Consider the following 14,482-nt stretch of genomic DNA (forward strand, 5'->3'; position numbering starts at 1 on the left):
AGCCACCATTGACCAGCCCCCGCCCCAACGCGCACCCTGACGCGCGATGCCCAGCCCCCAGCCCCGCACCGCCATCTACGCCCGATTCTCAACCGAGCTTCAGCACGATCGCTCGATAGACGATCAGGTCGCGCTCTGCCGCGCCTATGCGCAGCGCGAAGGGCTGGCCGTCGTCGCGGTCCACGCCGATCGCGCGCGCTCGGGCGGGTCCACCATGGGGCGCGACGGGCTGCAGGCGCTGTTGGCGCAGGCGCGCGAGGGCGCGATCGACGTGGTGCTGGTGGAGGCGCTCGATCGCCTGTCGCGCGACATGGAGGATCTGGCGGGCATCCACAAACGCCTGACTTTTCAGGGGGTGCAGATCCGCGCGGTGCACGAAGGCGCCGTCAATACCGTGCTGGTCGGGCTGCGCGGCCTGATCGGCCAGCTTTATCGCGAGGATAACGCGCACAAGATCAGGCGCGGCCAGGAAGGGCGGGCGCGCGCCGGCCTGTCCCCCGGCGGCCTGCCCTATGGCTATGCCCCGGTCCCCGGCGAACCCGGCAAGCGCCGAATCGTCGAGGATCAGGCCGCCGTCATCCGCCGCATCTGCGCCGATTTCGTCGCCGGGCATAATGCGCGCGCCATCGCCGGGGCGCTCAATGCAGAAGGCGTGCCCGCGCCCGGCGGCGGCAAGTGGAATGCCTCGACCATCAACGGCTCGCCCGCGCGCGGGATCGGCATACTCAACAACGAAATCTATGCGGGCCGTCTGGTGTGGAACCGCGTCCGCATGGTCCGCGATCCCGATTCGGGCCGCCGCCTGTCCCGCCCCAATGCCGATGGCCAGCGCAGCACCACCGCCCTGCCCGACATGGCGATCGTCCCAGAGCCGCTATGGCAACAGGTCCGAGACAGGCTGTCCGCGCGTGCCGCCACCAAACCATGGCAGAGCCGCCGCCCGCGCCGCCCCCTCTCGGGCCTGCTCCGCTGCGGCGCCTGTGGCGCGGGCATGGCGGCGATGGGCAGCGACAAGAGCGGGCGCACGCGCATCCGCTGTTCGGGCCACCGCGAACGCGGCGACTGCCCCGATCCGCGCAGCTATTATCTCGACACGGTCGAACGCGCGGTGCTGGACGGCCTGAAACGCGAAATGCGCGATCCCCGCCTGATCGCCGAATATGCCCGCGCCTATCACGCGGAGCGCCAGCGCCTCGCCGCCGATACGATCGCCCACCGCGCCGATCTGGAGCGCCGCCTGGCCGCGATCGGCAAAGAGGCCGACAGGGTCACCGATTGGCTGATAAAGGGCGTGGGCGACCCCGCCCGGCTCGACGCGCGGGCAAAGCAGTTGATGACCGAGGAAGTCGATCTCCGCGCCCGCCTCGCCGACGCCGAACAGCCCGCGAACGTGGTGACGCTCCACCCCCAGGCCCTCGCCCGATACGCGCAGCAGCTCGAGCGCCTGTCCGAATCGCTCGGCAAGGCGATCGACCTCGGCGAACACGACGCCGCCGCCGCGATCCGCGAGCTGGTCGAAACCGTCACCCTGCGCCGCGGCGCGGACGGCGGTATCGAGATAGAGGTGCAGGGCAGGCTCAACAGCCTACTGCTACCCCCACCGGCACTGCGCGCCGTTTCGGGGGGATTACCGGTAGCGGAGGAGGGACTTGAACCCCCGACCCCAGGATTATGATTCCCGTGCTCTAACCAACTGAGCTACTCCGCCCTACCGGGCCGCCGTCAGGCGAGGGCGGCACATAGGTCCCGTCCGCGCGGCGGTCAAGCGAACAAGTGCCGCGAATGCGCTTCCCACGGCCCACCGCGATACCACCAGCTCGCCAGCCCCGCCAATGCGACCGGGCGCGGCCGGAAATCCCGCGACAGAGCGCCGAGAACGACCTTAGCGAGCGACGGCGTGACCTTGTTCTGGACGGTGATGTGCGGGCGCCACCGCCCGGCGTCCTGCGGGGTCAGCAGCCCGGCAAAGGCATCGACCAGCCGCGCCCGGATCGCCTCCAGCTCGGGCGATTCGATCCGGTAGGCGACGCCGCGCCCCAGCGAGATCAGCCCGGTGATTCGGGCCTGCGGCGCGCGCAGCCCGCGCGTCTCCTGCGCCAGTCGGTGCTTCAGTTCCTCCGCGACCGAGGGCGGGAGGTGGTGGAACAGCGTCAGATGCGCGGCAAGCTGGTTGCGCTCGGCGGGATAATGTTCGCGGCGCATCGCATCGAACCACGCCTGGTCCTGCCGCCCGAACAGCGCCGTGACGATGAGCGGCGCGGGTGCGCTCAAATCTCGACCTGGCTCCCCAGCTCGACCACGCGATTGGTGGGCAGGCGGAAAAACTCCATCGCGCTTTCGGCGTTGCGCAGCATCCACGCGAACAGCTTTTCGCGCCAGATCATCATCCCCGGCCGCGACGACGGCAGCAGCGTCTGGCGGGCGAGGAAGAAGCTGGTCTCCATCATCTTGAACTCGGCGCCGCACGCATTGACCTGCTTGAGCGCGGCGGGGACATCGGCCTCCTGCATGAAGCCATAGCCCAGGATCATGCGGTGGAAGCCCTTGCCCAGATCCTCGATCTTCATCCGGTCGGCGTCGCTGACATAGGGCACGTCCTTGATCTTGACGGTCAGCAGGATGACGCGCTCGTGGAGCACCTTGTTGTGCTTGAGGTTGTGGAGCAGCGCGTGCGGAACGCCGTCCGCGGTCGAGGTCATGAACACCGCCGTCCCCGGCACCCGAGTCGCGGCGTTCGCGGCCGATTCGATGAAGATGCGGATCGGCATCGCGCTCTCGCGCAGTCGCTCGATCATCAGCTTGCGCCCCTTCGACCAGGTCGTGAGCAGCGTGAAGATGATGAACCCGACCAGCAGTGGGAACCAGCCGCCGTCAGGAACCTTGGTCATGTTCGCGGCGAAATAAGCCCCGTCGACGAGGAAGAACACCGCGAGCAGCGGGATCGCATAGCGCTTCTTCCACTTCCACAGCGTGAACAGCACCACCGCGAGCAGGCAATTGTCGATCAGCATCGCCCCCGTCACCGCGATGCCATAGGCCGCAGTCAGGTTCGACGAGCTCTTGAACGACAGCACCAGCACGATGACCATGATCATCAGCGCCCAGTTGATCAGCGGGATATAGATCTGCCCCGCCGTCGACGCGCTGGTATGCTCGATCCGCAGACGCGGGATGAAGCCCAGCTGGATCGCCTGCTGCGTGACCGAGAACGCGCCCGAGATCACTGCCTGCGACGCGATCACCGCGGCCATCGTCGCCAGGATCACCAGCGGGAACTGGAACGAATCGGGCGCGAGCATGTAGAACGGGCTCTCCAGCGCCGCGCTCCCCTCGCGCATCAACAGCGCGCCCTGCCCCATATAATTGAGGATCAGCGCGGGCAGCACGAAGAACAGCCACGACACGCGGATCGGATTGCGGCCGAAATGCCCCATATCGGCGTATAGTGCCTCGGCGCCCGTCACCGCCAGCACGATCGACCCAAGCGCAAGGAAGGCCGGCAACGGATTGAGCGCGAAGAATTCGATCGCATGCCGCGGGTCGAGCGACCACAGGATGCCGGGCTCATGCACGATGCTGAGAACGCCCAGCGTCCCGATCGTCAGGAAGTACAGCAGCATGATCGGCCCGAAGAACAGCCCGACACGCGCCGTCCCGGTGCTCTGGATCGAAAAGAGCATGACCAGGATCACGACCGCGATCGGCACCACCAGCCCGGAGAAGGACGGCGCGGCCACCGCGAGGCCCTCGACCGCCGAAAGCACCGACACCGCCGGGGTGATCATCGAATCGCCATAGAATAGCGCCGTCGCGAACACGCCCAGCAGCACGATGCCGGCGGTCCAGCGCTTCTGTCCCGCGCGCCCCGAAATCAGCGCGAGCAGCGCCAGGCTGCCGCCCTCGCCCTTGTTGTCGGCGCGCATGATGATCGTGACATATTTGAGCGTCACCACCGCCATCATCGACCAGAACATCAGGCTGATCGCGCCCATGATGTGCGGGGTATCGAGAGGCAGGACGTGATGCTCGTTCGCGAAGGTCTCGCGGAACGCGTAAAGCGGGCTGGTGCCGATGTCGCCAAAGACGATCCCGACCGCGCCGATCGCGAGCTTCACCAGGCCGTCCTGGCCATGGCCATGCGGTCCGTGCGGCTCGTCCTCCGCCGGGTGCGCTTCCGCAACCCCGCTCACGGGAGGTGTCACAGTCGCGACCGTCGCGAAGGGAAGGAAACGGACCTGGTCATGCGACCTGTGTTCTCGTCTGCATCAGAGTGGGCGGGCCGTTAGCACGTGCAACAATTGGTAGCAACGGGGCGACGTACGTATGCGCGCTCCTGCCCCGAAGCGATACAATGCCGCAAGGTTACGCGCCTGCGCCGAAAAGCGCGTCGGCTTCGCTCCGAGTCGGCACCGCGCGCAACACGAAGCTGCTGTTGATCGTCACCACGCCCGGCAACCGGCCGAGATGTTCGCGGTGCAGCCGCTCATAATCGTCCAGGTCGCGCGACAGGATCTTGAGCCGGTAATCCTGCCCCCCGGATACCAGCGCGCATTCGACCACACCGTCGATCGTCGCCACTGCGGCCTCGAACTTGGCGAGGTCCTCTTCCTTCTGCGTCCCAAGCGTGATGTCGACCAAAGCCGTGATGCGAAACCCCAGTTCGCGATGGCTCAGCCGCACGCCATAGCCCGTGACATGCCCTGACGCCTCCAGCGCCTGGATGCGCCGGGTGCAGGCGGATTGCGACAAGCCTACGCGTTCGGCGACGACCGTCACGGCTGCGCGCGCATCGGCAGCAAGAAGCTTGAGGATAGCAGTGTCGATTCGATCGATCATGCATGAATTCCCGATATTTCGCACCACATCCAACAATCCATGCACTGACCGACGCTGCGGAGCAAATCTTTGCAGAGATTTCGCCGGGGCTATTCGGTTACGCTCCGCCCTTCTCAATCGGAGTCGTGACCATGCGCGTCGGTGTCCCCAAGGAAATCAAGAATCACGAATATCGCGTCGGGCTCACCCCCGCCTCGGTCGCCGAGCTGGTGGCCGCGGGGCACCAGGTGCTCGTCGAAACCCAGGCGGGCAGCGGCATCGACTTCGCCGATTCGGCCTATACCGCGGTCGGCGCGACGATCGCCCCCGATGCAGCTTCGGTCTTCGCGGGCGCCGACATGATCGTGAAGGTCAAGGAGCCCCAGCCGCAGGAAATCGCGCTGCTCGAGCCGCGCCACCTGCTCTTCACCTATCTCCACCTCGCCGCCGACAAGCCGCAGGCCGAAGGGCTGATCGCGTCGGGCGCGACGTGCATCGCCTATGAAACCGTCACGTCGCGGTCGGGCGCGCTGCCGCTGCTGAAGCCGATGTCCGAAGTCGCGGGGCGCATGTCGATCCAGGTCGGCGCGCATTATCTGGAGAAGGAACAGGGCGGTCGCGGCGAGTTACTCGGTGGCGTCCCCGGAGTCGCGCCGTGCAAGGTCGCGATTCTCGGCGGCGGTGTCGCGGGCGTCAACGCCGCGCAGATGGCAGTCGGCCAGCGCGCCGATGTCACGATCTATGACATCAACAATGATCGCCTCGCCGAACTCGACTTGCATTTCGGCAGCCAGATCAAGACCGCCTATGCCAGCAAGGCCGCAATCGCCGAGGCAGTGACCCGCGCGCAGCTCGTGATCGGCGCGGTGCTCGTCCCCGGCGCGGCGGCGCCCAAGCTGGTGACGCGCGAGATGCTGGGCACGATGATGCGCGGCAGCGTGCTCGTCGACATCGCGATCGACCAGGGCGGCTGTTTCGAGACCAGCCACGCGACCACGCACGACAACCCGGTCTATGAGGTCGACGGCGTGATCCATTACTGCGTCGCCAACATGCCCGGCGCAGTGGCGCGCACCTCGGCATTCGCGCTCAACAACGCGACGCTCCCGTTCGTGCTCAAGCTCGCCAATCTCGGCGCCGAGGCGGCGATGCAGTCCGATGCGCACCTTGCCAACGGCCTCAACGTCTCAGGCGGCAAGATCCGCCATGCCGCGGTCGCCGAAGCGCTGGACCTGCCCTTCGAAGCCTGGGCGGGCTGAACGCTTCCAGGGGGCGGCCACGGCTGCCCCCTTGATACCTACGGCGCCGGCGGGGCGGACGGGGCGGGCGCATCCTCCGGCCCGCGCTGCGTCGCCATCGCCTCCACGAACTTGTCGAGCAGGAACAGCCGCACCACCAGTTCCTCGCGATAGCTCGCCTTTTCCGGGGCCAGCGCCACCGCACGCGCCCAATGCGGCCGTGCCTCGGCGAACTTGCCTTCGCGGATATAGGCCAGACCATAGAAGAATTCGGGCCCGGGATGGTTGGGCCACAAGGCGACGGCGCGGTCGAACGCGAATTTGGACGCGGGCGAAACCTGCATCCCGTCATTCTCCTCGAGCACGAGCCCGAGCCCGGTCCACAGCGCGGCGTCCTTCGGCGATTTGCGCACCCCGCCGATCATCACCTTCACCGCCGCGCTGGGCGATCCTACCCGCGTCATCGAGTCCGCGGCCATGAAATAGCTGTAGTTGAAATTGTAGCGCCCGAACATCGCCTCGCGCAGCGCGACGAGCGACGGGTCGACTTCGCCCGGCTTGTCGACCGCAGCGACCGGGTGCCCGGCCATCCCCGGCGAGCCCTGCCACGCATAGCCCGCCGCCCCCAGCACCAGCGCGGTCGCAGCGACCGTCCACAGCCGGCGCGGGAACCCCGTCAGCCACAGCAGCAGTGCAGCGCCCAGCGCGAGCCCCGCGAACAACAGCCAGCCCATCAATCGCGCTCCCTGCCGAAGGTGCGCCGTGCCAGCACGATCCCCAGGGCCAGCAGCGCGAGCGGCGCGATCCACAAGGGCGCGGTTACCCAGCTGAACGGCGGATCATAGGTCACGTAATCGCCATAGCGCTGGACGAGCCACGCCCGGATCGCCTCGGGCTGCTCGCCTGCCTCGACGCGCTCGCGGACCAGCGCGCGCATGTCGCCCGCCATCTCCGCGTCGCTGTCGGCGATCGACTGGCCCTGGCAGACCAGGCAGCGCAGCGTATCCATCAGCGCCTTGGCCCGCGCTTCCTTGGCCGGATCGGCGAGCTGGGTATAGGCGAGCGGCGCCGGGGGGCGACTCGAATCCGCCAGCGCGGGCGCGCCAGCGAGCAGCGCCGAAACCATCGCGGCCCCGGACAGCGCGGCGACGCGGCTCACTTCGCCTTCTCCAGTTGCGCCAGCAGCACCGGCACGTCCTCCGGGCGGATCGGCCCGATATGCTGAAAGGCGATCGTCCCGCGCGCATCGATCACAAAGGTCTCGGGCACCCCCGACGATCCCAGCGCGAGTTGCGCCGCGCTCGCCTTGTCGTCGCCGATCCTTGTATAGGGATCGCCATGCTGCCGCAGGAATTGCTGGACCGCCTCTGGCGTATCGCGGATCGCGATCGCGTCGATCTCTACCCCCGCCTGGCGCAGCTTCATCAATTCGGGCGCCTCGGCGATGCACGGGATGCACCAGCTTGCAAAGACGTTGAGCAGCCGCGGCTTGCCGCGCATCGCGGCGGCGTCGATCCCCGGTCTGCCCGGCAGCAGCGCGGGCATTTGCAGCGCGGGCAGCGGTTTGCCGACCATTGCGGAGTGGATCATCCGGTCGCCCGGCTTGACCAGCCCGCTCGTCACCAGCGCAAAGACCAGCGCGAACAGCGCCAGCGGCGCCCAGATCAGCAAGCGCCTCATAGATGTTCCGCCTCGGCGGCGTCCCGCCGCTCGCGCAGTTCGCGGCGCACGCGCCCGACCAGCGCCAGCGCCCCGCCCAGCGCGATCAGCCCGCCGCCCAGCCAGATCAGCGTGACGAACGGCTTCCACCACAGCCGGAGCTGCCACCGCCCCTGCTCGTCGCCCTGCCCCAGCACGGTGTAGAGCTGCCCATCGAGCAAAGTCGTGATCGCCGCTTCGTTGGTCGTGGTCGGCGGCGCGCTGAAGAAACGCTGTTGCGGTAGCAGTTCGAATGGCGCGGTGTTGCCCCGCTGCACCTTCAGCCGTGCCTCCAGCGCGGACCAGTTCGGCCCAAGCGTCGGGCGGATCTCCTCCAGCGTCACTCGGAACGGCCCGACGGTGACATTCCCGCCGACGCTGACCGCCGCCAGCCGCTCGACCTTGAACGCGGTGTCCGCCGCCATGCCTGCGATGCTCACCGCGACGCCCAGATGCGCGATCACCATCCCCCAGATATGGATCGGGGTGCGGCGCAGGTTGCGGCGCGCGAGCGGCAGGATACTGGCGACCGCGAGCCCCGCTGCGAAGGCGATGCCGAGGATCGGCACCAGATGCGCGCTGCCGGTAAAGGCGAACAGCAGCGCAAAGGCCAGCCCCGCCGCCGCCGCCGGTGCCAGCAGCTTGCCGAGCAGCGCATTGGCACTGTCGCGCCGCCATTTGAGCAAAGGCCCCACCGCCGTCGCCGCGACCAGCGCGAGCGCGACCGGGGCAATCGCCTTGTTGAAGAACGGCGCGCCGATCGAAAGCTGGACGTCCATCGCCTGCGCCACCAGCGGATACAGCGTGCCGATGAACACCACGCCGAGGATCACGCTCAGCAGCAAATTGTTGAGCACCAGCGCGCCCTCGCGGCTGACGAGCTGGAAGGTCGAACCCTGCGTCACCTTGCCCACGCGCAACCCGAACAGCGCGAGCGCGCCGCCGATATAGATGCCGAGCAATGCCAGGATGAACGTGCCCCGCGTCGGATCGACGGCAAAGGCATGGACGCTGACGAGGATGCCCGACCGGACCAGGAAAGTGCCGATCATCGACATCGAAAACGCGACCACCGCCAGCATCAGCGTCCAGGCGCGCAGGCCGTCGCGCGTCGCCAGCACCGTCACCGAATGGAGCAGAGCCGTCGCCGCCAGCCACGGCATCAGCGAAGCGTTCTCGACGGGGTCCCAGAACCACCAGCCGCCCCAGCCCAGCTCGTAATAGGCCCAATAGCTCCCCGCCGTGATCCCGATGGTCAGGAAAATCCAAGCCGCCAGCACCCAGGGTCGCATCGCCTTGGCAAAGGACGGCCCCACGTCGCGCATCAGCAGCGCGCCGACTGCGAAGCTGAACGCGACCGACAGCCCGACATAGCCGAGATAGAGCGTCGGCGGGTGGAAGGCGAGGCCGGGGTCCTGGAGCAGCGGGTTCAGCCCCTGCCCGTCCGCCGCCGCCGGATCGAGTCGCACGAACGGGTTGGAGGCAAAGGCGAGAAACGCATAAAAGCCCAGCCCGATCGCCGCCTGCGCACCCAAGGTCGCGGCCAGCGTCGCGGCGGCAAGCTGGCGCTCGAACAGCGCTACCCCCGCCCCCGCTGCGGCCAGCACCGTGACCCACAGCAGCATCGACCCTTCATGGTTTCCCCAGGCGCCGGCGATCTTGTACATCAGCGGCTTGAGCGAATGGCTGTTCTCGACGACCAGCACGACCGACATGTCGCTGCGCACGAACAACAGGATGAGCAGCCCGAACGACAGCACCGCGAGCAGCCCCTGGACCAGGGTCGTGCGGCGGAGCGCGATCATCAACTGATCGCCCTTGCCCTCCACCGCTTCCCGCGCCGCGCCCCAGGCGAGCAGAACCTGGACCAGCGCGAATGCCGCCGCGAGCCAAAGTGCGGCGAGCCCTGCCTCGGCGATCATTGCTTCAGCGTCTCGCTCTTGTGCATCTTGCCCGCGACTTGCGGGGGCATGTAGCGCTCGTCATGCTTGGCGAGCAGATTGTCGGCGGTGAAGCTGCCGTCGGGGTTGAACCGGCCTTCGGCGACAACGCCCGATCCTTCCTTGAACAGGTCGGGCGTTACCCCGCGAAACGCCACCGGCACGCGCGCCTTGCCGTCGGTGACCGCGAAGGCGACCGAGACGCCGTCGGGCTTGCGGACCAGCGATCCGGTCTCGACCATCCCGCCCAGCCGCACCGCCTTGTCCAGCGGCACGGGCTTACCCTGCACGTCGCCGGGCGCGTAGAAGAACGCGGCCTGATCCTGCAACGCCGACAGCGCCAGCCCCGACGCGCCACCGATCGCGGCGAGCGCGAGCAGGCCCAGCACGAGCCGCTGATGCTTGGCCTTCATCGGTCGCGCCGCAGCGATTCGGCGGCGGCCTCGGCCCGGCGCATCGCCACCCAGCTTGCCGCCGCTAGCCCGCCGGTGCCGATAAGCGTCACCAGATAGGCCGCCGTCACGAATGCCCAATGGTTCATCGCCCCGCCATCCGCTTCATCCGCGCCTCGACCTTCTGCACCGCAAGCGCCGCGCGCATCCGCATCAGCACGACGCCGCCGAACAGCAACGAAAAGCCACCCAGCGTGAAGAACAAAGGCCATAGCATCGATCCGTCGATGCTCGAACTGGTCAGCCCGATGCTCTGCCCCTGATGCAGCGTGTTCCACCACACCACCGAATAGCGGATGATCGGCAACAGCACCGATCCCGCCACGCCAAACAGCGCGGGCACGCGCCCGTCGCCGCCGCGATCGGCATCGGCGCGGGCAAGCGCGATATAGGCGATGTAGATGAAGAACAGCAGCAGCATCGACGTCAGCCGCCCATCCCATTCCCACCACGTCCCCCAGGTGGGCCGGCCCCAGATCGACCCGGTCACCAGGCAGATCGCTGCAAACACTGCCCCTGCGGGCGCGATCGCGCGCGCGGCGATGCTGGCCAGCGGATGCCGCCAGATCAGATAGCCCAGGCTCGATGCCGCGAGCGCCGTCCATCCCCCCATCCCCAGCCAGGCGGCGGGAACGTGGATGTACAGGATGCGCACCGTCTCCTTCTGGAGATAGTCGGGCGGCGTCAGCGTCAGCCCGGCCCAGGCGCCGAACAGCGCCAGCGCCGCGCCGAGCCAGAACAGGATCGGCGTCAACGGCTTCGCGATTTTCAGAAACCGCGCAGGATTCGCAAGGGCATGAAGAACGGCCACGGCAAAGAGGTTAGCCGGGTTCTTCACCGGAATCCATCGCCCCCCGTTAAGTAGATGCCACAGGAACGGACCTGCCCGCAGCGCGCGTAAGAGGGCGTGCCTGCACCCTCGTATAATTGTGCGGACCCAAGCACCGCGCGATCCGTTGAGCAGCAAACTCCAGGAGCGGCGACATGGCTAAAGACAACGACTTCACCACCGGCAACGGCGGCGAAACGCATCAGACAGCGACGGCAGAGCGGCTGACCACCAATCAGGGTATCCCCGTCTCCGACAACCAGAACCAGTTGAAGGCCGGCGCACGCGGCCCGGTGCTGCTCGAAGATTTCGTGCTGCGCGAGAAGATCTTCCACTTCGACCACGAGCGTATCCCGGAGCGGATCGTCCATGCGCGCGGTTCGGCGGCGCATGGCTATTTCGAATCCTATGAGGACCTGTCGGACCTCACCAGCGCCGACTTGTTCAGCGAAGCGGGCAAGCGCACCCCGGTCTTCACGCGCTTCTCCACCGTCGCGGGCGGCGCCGGTTCGGTCGATACCCCGCGCGACGTGCGCGGCTTCGCGGTCAAGTTCTACACCCAGGATGGCAATTGGGATCTGGTCGGCAACAATATCCCGGTGTTCTTCATCCAGGATGCGATCAAATTTCCCGACCTGATCCATTCGGTGAAGATGGAGGCGGACAAGGGCTATCCGCAGGCGGCGTCGGCGCATGACACCTTCTGGGACTTTATCGGCCTGATGCCCGAATCGACCCATATGATCATGTGGGCAATGTCCGATCGCACCATCCCGCGCTCGCTGCGCACGATGCAGGGCTTCGGCATCCACACCTTCCGGCTGGTCAATGCCGAGGGTCAGTCGACCTTCGTCAAGTTCCACTGGAAGCCCAAACAGGGCGTCCAGTCGACCTGCTGGGACGAAGCGGTCAAGATCGCCGGCGCCGACCCCGATTACCACCGCCGCGACTTGTTCGAGGCGATCGACATGGGCGACTTCCCCGAATGGGAGCTGGGCATCCAGGCATTCGACGAAGAGTTTGCCGACAGCCTGCCCTATGACGTGCTCGATTCGACCAAGATCATTCCCGAGGAACTGCTGCCGGTGCGCCCGATCGGTCGGATGGTCCTCGATCGCAACCCGGACAATTTCTTCGCCGAGACCGAACAGGTCGCCTATTGCCCGGCGAACATCGTCCCCGGCATCGATTTCAGCAACGACCCGCTGCTCCAGGGCCGGCTATTCTCGTATCTCGATACCCAGCTCAAGCGGCTGGGCTCGACCAACTTCCACCAGATCCCGATCAACGCGCCCAAATGCCCGGTGATGAACTTCCAGCGCGACGGCCATATGCAGATGGCGGTGCCCAAGGGCCGCGCGAATTACGAGCCCAACAGCCTGTCGCAGGCGGGCGAGGAAGCCGGGCCGCGCGAATGCCCGGTCAAGGGCTTCACCACGCATCCCGGTCGCGCCGCCGAGCAGGAACAGGGCGACAAGCTGCGCATCCGCCCCGAAAGCTTCGCGGATCACTATAGTCAGGCACGGATGTTCTTCCGCTCGCTCGCCGAACCCGAACAGGCGCATGTCGCCTTCGCGCTGGTGTTCGAACTGTCGAAGGTCGGGCTGGAGCATGTCCGCACGCGCGTCCTGTCCAACCTCGTCAATGTCGATCCCGACCTCGCCGCGCGCGTGGCCGACGGTCTGAACATGCCGCTGCCCAAGGCATCGGAGACTGCGGCGCCGGTGCAGGATCTCGACCTGTCCCCCGCGCTGCGGATCATCGAGGGGCCGCTCGAGCCCGAGGACATCGAGGGCCGCTCGATCGCAGTGCTCGTCGCCGATGGCTCGGACGCCGATGCGACGAAGGCACTGATCGGCGCGATCGAAGGCGCGGGTGCCCGCGCGGTGATCGTCGCGCCCAAGATCGGCGGCGCGAAGCTGTCGGACGGATCGTTGCTCAAGGCGGATGCCCAGCTTGCGGGCTATCCCTCGGTGCTGGCGGACGCGATCGCGGTGTCGCTGTCGGCTGAGGGAACGGCGATGCTGCTCAAGGAAGCGGCGGCAGTGCAATTCGTGATGGACGCCTTTGGCCACCTCAAGGCGATCGGTGCTAGCGACGCGGCCAAGCCGTTGCTCGATAAGGCTGGCGTCGAGGCGGACGCAGGCGTGACCGGGCTGGACGACGGCTTCATCGACGCGGCTGCGAAGCGCTTCTGGGATCGCGAGCCCGGCGTGCGGATGCTGCCGTAAGCCATCCGCAATCGCTCCCCTCCCGCAAGCGGAAGGGGGATTAAGAATGCAAAAGGGGCGGACAGGTACTCCCTGCCCGCCCCTTTTCTTCATCCGAGCCGGATCAACCCCGCCCGATCAACCTTTGCGCGATCCGGTCCGCGACATCGCTTTGCGGGTCGCCGGTGCGGTCGCTCTCGTCCCACACTTCGATCAGGCGGTCAGGGATGCGATTGACCCGCGCGTCGACTTCGGCGCGGTCGCCCTGCCCCAGATATTCGAGCCCGACATTGATGATCCCGCCCGCGTTGATCACATAATCCGGCGCGTACAGGATGCCGCGCTCCTGAAGGCGCTTGCCGTCCGCACGCGTCGCAAGCTGGTTGTTCGCGCCGCCCGCCACGACCTTGCACCCAAGCGCGGGAATCGAGGTCTCGGTGAGGATCGCGCCGAGCGCGTTGGGGCTGAAAATATCGGTGTCGAGCGTAGCGATCGCGCCCGCGTCAACCGCTTCGGCACCCAGTTCGGACGCCAGCGCCTTGGCGCGCTCGGCATTCACGTCGGCCAGCACCAGCTTCGCGCCATCCGCCGCGAGCAGCCGGGCCAGCCCGCCACCGACCGACCCAACGCCCTGGATCGCAACGCGCACCCCCGCCATCGAGTCGGCGCCCAGCCCGCGCTTGGCCGCCGCCTTGACGCCCAGATAGACGCCGCGCGCGGTCACCGGCCCCGGATCGCCGCCCGCGCTGCCCGCCGCGACCGGCAGGCCGGAGACGTGGCGCGTCTGCGTCGCGACGACCTTCATCCGCGCTTCGGACATGCCGACATCCTCGGCAGTGACATAGCGCCCGCCAAGCGACTCGACCGCGCGCCCAAATGCCTCGAGCTGCGCGGTGGTGATCTCCGAGCCCGGCCGGTCGGCCAGCACGACGCCCTTGCCCCCGCCCATCGGCAAATTGGCCATCGCGTTCTTGTAGCTCATGCCCCGCGACAACCGCAGCGCGTCGGTGATCGCGGCGCGGTGATCGGCATAGTGCCAGAAGCGCACACCCCCGGCCGCAGGCCCCAGCGCGCTGGAATGGATCGCGATGATCGCGCTCAGCCCCGATGCGCGGTCGGAGAACAGGTGGACGCCCTCATGGTCGTCGAAATCGGGGAAACCCCAGTCGGTGAGCATGGCGGGTCCGCGCTGTGGAGAAACTGGGGCGACCGACGGGACTTGAACCCGCAACATCCGGCATCACAAGCCGACGCTCTAACCAATTGAACTACGATCGCCGTGGAGGTTGGCCGCTTAACC

14 protein-coding genes and 2 tRNA genes are annotated in these 14,482 nt (G+C 67.3%); 3 read left to right on the top strand and 13 right to left on the bottom strand.

What is annotated here, in order from left to right:
• Positions 1 to 46: 46 nt before the first annotated feature.
• Positions 47 to 1,675 (top strand): recombinase family protein, encoded by a 1,629-nt coding sequence (locus TS85_RS26430; protein ID WP_077228832.1) that lies wholly within the window; start codon positions 47 to 49, stop codon positions 1,673 to 1,675.
• On the opposite strand, the gene TS85_RS11615 is transcribed toward TS85_RS26430, so the two are convergent.
• The 4 genes from TS85_RS11615 to TS85_RS11630 form a co-directional block, all read right to left on the bottom strand.
• A tRNA-Met gene (locus TS85_RS11615) sits at positions 1,635 to 1,708 on the bottom strand. The genes TS85_RS26430 and TS85_RS11615 overlap by 41 nt on opposite strands.
• Before the next feature lie 53 nt (positions 1,709 to 1,761).
• On the bottom strand, positions 1,762 to 2,271 hold the full coding sequence (locus TS85_RS11620; protein WP_044332289.1) for a 2'-5' RNA ligase family protein: 510 nt from the start codon (positions 2,269 to 2,271) through the stop codon (positions 1,762 to 1,764).
• The gene (locus TS85_RS11625; RefSeq protein ID WP_044332290.1) at positions 2,268 to 4,190 is read right to left on the bottom strand and encodes a potassium transporter Kup; all 1,923 of its coding nucleotides are present in this window, start codon (positions 4,188 to 4,190) and stop codon (positions 2,268 to 2,270) included. The genes TS85_RS11620 and TS85_RS11625 overlap by 4 nt, the downstream gene beginning before the upstream one ends.
• A gap of 172 nt (positions 4,191 to 4,362) precedes the next feature.
• A complete protein-coding gene (locus TS85_RS11630; RefSeq protein ID WP_044332291.1) occupies positions 4,363 to 4,836 on the bottom strand; it encodes an Lrp/AsnC family transcriptional regulator in 474 nt (157 codons plus the stop codon).
• A gap of 131 nt (positions 4,837 to 4,967) precedes the next feature.
• Here TS85_RS11630 and ald point away from each other — a divergent pair, with 131 nt between their 5' ends.
• The gene (ald, locus tag TS85_RS11635; RefSeq protein WP_044332293.1) at positions 4,968 to 6,074 is read left to right on the top strand and encodes an alanine dehydrogenase; all 1,107 of its coding nucleotides are present in this window, start codon (positions 4,968 to 4,970) and stop codon (positions 6,072 to 6,074) included.
• Between the two features lie 38 nt (positions 6,075 to 6,112).
• Here the strand turns inward: ald and TS85_RS11640 are convergent, their stop codons facing one another.
• The 7 genes from TS85_RS11640 to ccmC are packed head-to-tail and all read right to left on the bottom strand — an operon-like array spanning position 6,113 to position 10,954.
• The gene (locus TS85_RS11640) at positions 6,113 to 6,787 is read right to left on the bottom strand and encodes a tetratricopeptide repeat protein (RefSeq protein WP_044332295.1); all 675 of its coding nucleotides are present in this window, start codon (positions 6,785 to 6,787) and stop codon (positions 6,113 to 6,115) included.
• Positions 6,787 to 7,179, bottom strand: coding sequence for a cytochrome c-type biogenesis protein (locus TS85_RS11645; RefSeq protein WP_044336194.1), 393 nt, complete (start codon positions 7,177 to 7,179; stop codon positions 6,787 to 6,789). The genes TS85_RS11640 and TS85_RS11645 overlap by 1 nt, the downstream gene beginning before the upstream one ends.
• Before the next feature lie 29 nt (positions 7,180 to 7,208).
• On the bottom strand, positions 7,209 to 7,733 hold the full coding sequence (locus tag TS85_RS11650; protein WP_044332297.1) for a DsbE family thiol:disulfide interchange protein: 525 nt from the start codon (positions 7,731 to 7,733) through the stop codon (positions 7,209 to 7,211).
• Positions 7,730 to 9,673: a heme lyase CcmF/NrfE family subunit gene (locus tag TS85_RS11655; protein ID WP_044332299.1), complete on the bottom strand. Its 1,944-nt coding sequence runs from the start codon at positions 9,671 to 9,673 to the stop codon at positions 7,730 to 7,732. The genes TS85_RS11650 and TS85_RS11655 overlap by 4 nt, the downstream gene beginning before the upstream one ends.
• Complete coding sequence (gene ccmE, locus TS85_RS11660; RefSeq protein WP_044332303.1) at positions 9,670 to 10,104, bottom strand: cytochrome c maturation protein CcmE; 435 nt, start codon at positions 10,102 to 10,104, stop codon at positions 9,670 to 9,672. The genes TS85_RS11655 and ccmE overlap by 4 nt, the downstream gene beginning before the upstream one ends.
• Positions 10,101 to 10,232, bottom strand: a complete 132-nt coding sequence (gene ccmD / locus TS85_RS25415) for a heme exporter protein CcmD (RefSeq protein WP_155006388.1) — start codon at positions 10,230 to 10,232, stop codon at positions 10,101 to 10,103. The genes ccmE and ccmD overlap by 4 nt, the downstream gene beginning before the upstream one ends.
• Positions 10,229 to 10,954 (bottom strand): heme ABC transporter permease CcmC, encoded by a 726-nt coding sequence (gene ccmC, locus TS85_RS11665; protein ID WP_044332306.1) that lies wholly within the window; start codon positions 10,952 to 10,954, stop codon positions 10,229 to 10,231. Before ccmC ends, ccmD begins: the two co-directional genes overlap by 4 nt.
• Before the next feature lie 173 nt (positions 10,955 to 11,127).
• Here ccmC and TS85_RS11670 point away from each other — a divergent pair, with 173 nt between their 5' ends.
• Positions 11,128 to 13,203 (top strand): catalase, encoded by a 2,076-nt coding sequence (locus tag TS85_RS11670; RefSeq protein ID WP_044332313.1) that lies wholly within the window; start codon positions 11,128 to 11,130, stop codon positions 13,201 to 13,203.
• 103 nt (positions 13,204 to 13,306) lie between these two features.
• Here TS85_RS11670 and TS85_RS11675 read toward each other — a convergent pair whose 3' ends face one another.
• Together TS85_RS11675 and TS85_RS11680 are read right to left on the bottom strand one after the other, a co-directional pair.
• On the bottom strand, positions 13,307 to 14,359 hold the full coding sequence (locus TS85_RS11675) for a Glu/Leu/Phe/Val family dehydrogenase (protein WP_044332316.1): 1,053 nt from the start codon (positions 14,357 to 14,359) through the stop codon (positions 13,307 to 13,309).
• 24 nt (positions 14,360 to 14,383) lie between these two features.
• Positions 14,384 to 14,460: transfer RNA gene (locus TS85_RS11680), tRNA-His, on the bottom strand.
• Positions 14,461 to 14,482: the final 22 nt, after the last annotated feature.

The sequence above is a fragment of the Sphingomonas hengshuiensis genome (assembly GCF_000935025.1).
Taxonomy (GTDB): domain Bacteria; phylum Pseudomonadota; class Alphaproteobacteria; order Sphingomonadales; family Sphingomonadaceae; genus Sphingomonas; species Sphingomonas hengshuiensis.

Bases quoted from the DNA above. Each gene is read 5' to 3' on its own strand.
- ald (WP_044332293.1), top strand. From the start codon at position 4,968: ATGCGCGTCGGTGTCCCCAAGGAAATCAAGAATCACGAATATCGCGTC.
- TS85_RS11655 (WP_044332299.1), bottom strand. From the start codon at position 9,673: ATGATCGCCGAGGCAGGGCTCGCCGCACTTTGGCTCGCGGCGGCATTC.
- TS85_RS11640 (WP_044332295.1), bottom strand. From the start codon at position 6,787: ATGGGCTGGCTGTTGTTCGCGGGGCTCGCGCTGGGCGCTGCACTGCTG.
- TS85_RS11650 (WP_044332297.1), bottom strand. From the start codon at position 7,733: ATGAGGCGCTTGCTGATCTGGGCGCCGCTGGCGCTGTTCGCGCTGGTC.
- ccmE (WP_044332303.1), bottom strand. From the start codon at position 10,104: ATGAAGGCCAAGCATCAGCGGCTCGTGCTGGGCCTGCTCGCGCTCGCC.
- TS85_RS11675 (WP_044332316.1), bottom strand. From the start codon at position 14,359: ATGCTCACCGACTGGGGTTTCCCCGATTTCGACGACCATGAGGGCGTC.
- TS85_RS11630 (WP_044332291.1), bottom strand. From the start codon at position 4,836: ATGATCGATCGAATCGACACTGCTATCCTCAAGCTTCTTGCTGCCGAT.
- ccmD (WP_155006388.1), bottom strand. From the start codon at position 10,232: ATGAACCATTGGGCATTCGTGACGGCGGCCTATCTGGTGACGCTTATC.
- TS85_RS11670 (WP_044332313.1), top strand. From the start codon at position 11,128: ATGGCTAAAGACAACGACTTCACCACCGGCAACGGCGGCGAAACGCAT.
- TS85_RS11645 (WP_044336194.1), bottom strand. From the start codon at position 7,179: ATGGTTTCGGCGCTGCTCGCTGGCGCGCCCGCGCTGGCGGATTCGAGT.
- TS85_RS26430 (WP_077228832.1), top strand. From the start codon at position 47: ATGCCCAGCCCCCAGCCCCGCACCGCCATCTACGCCCGATTCTCAACC.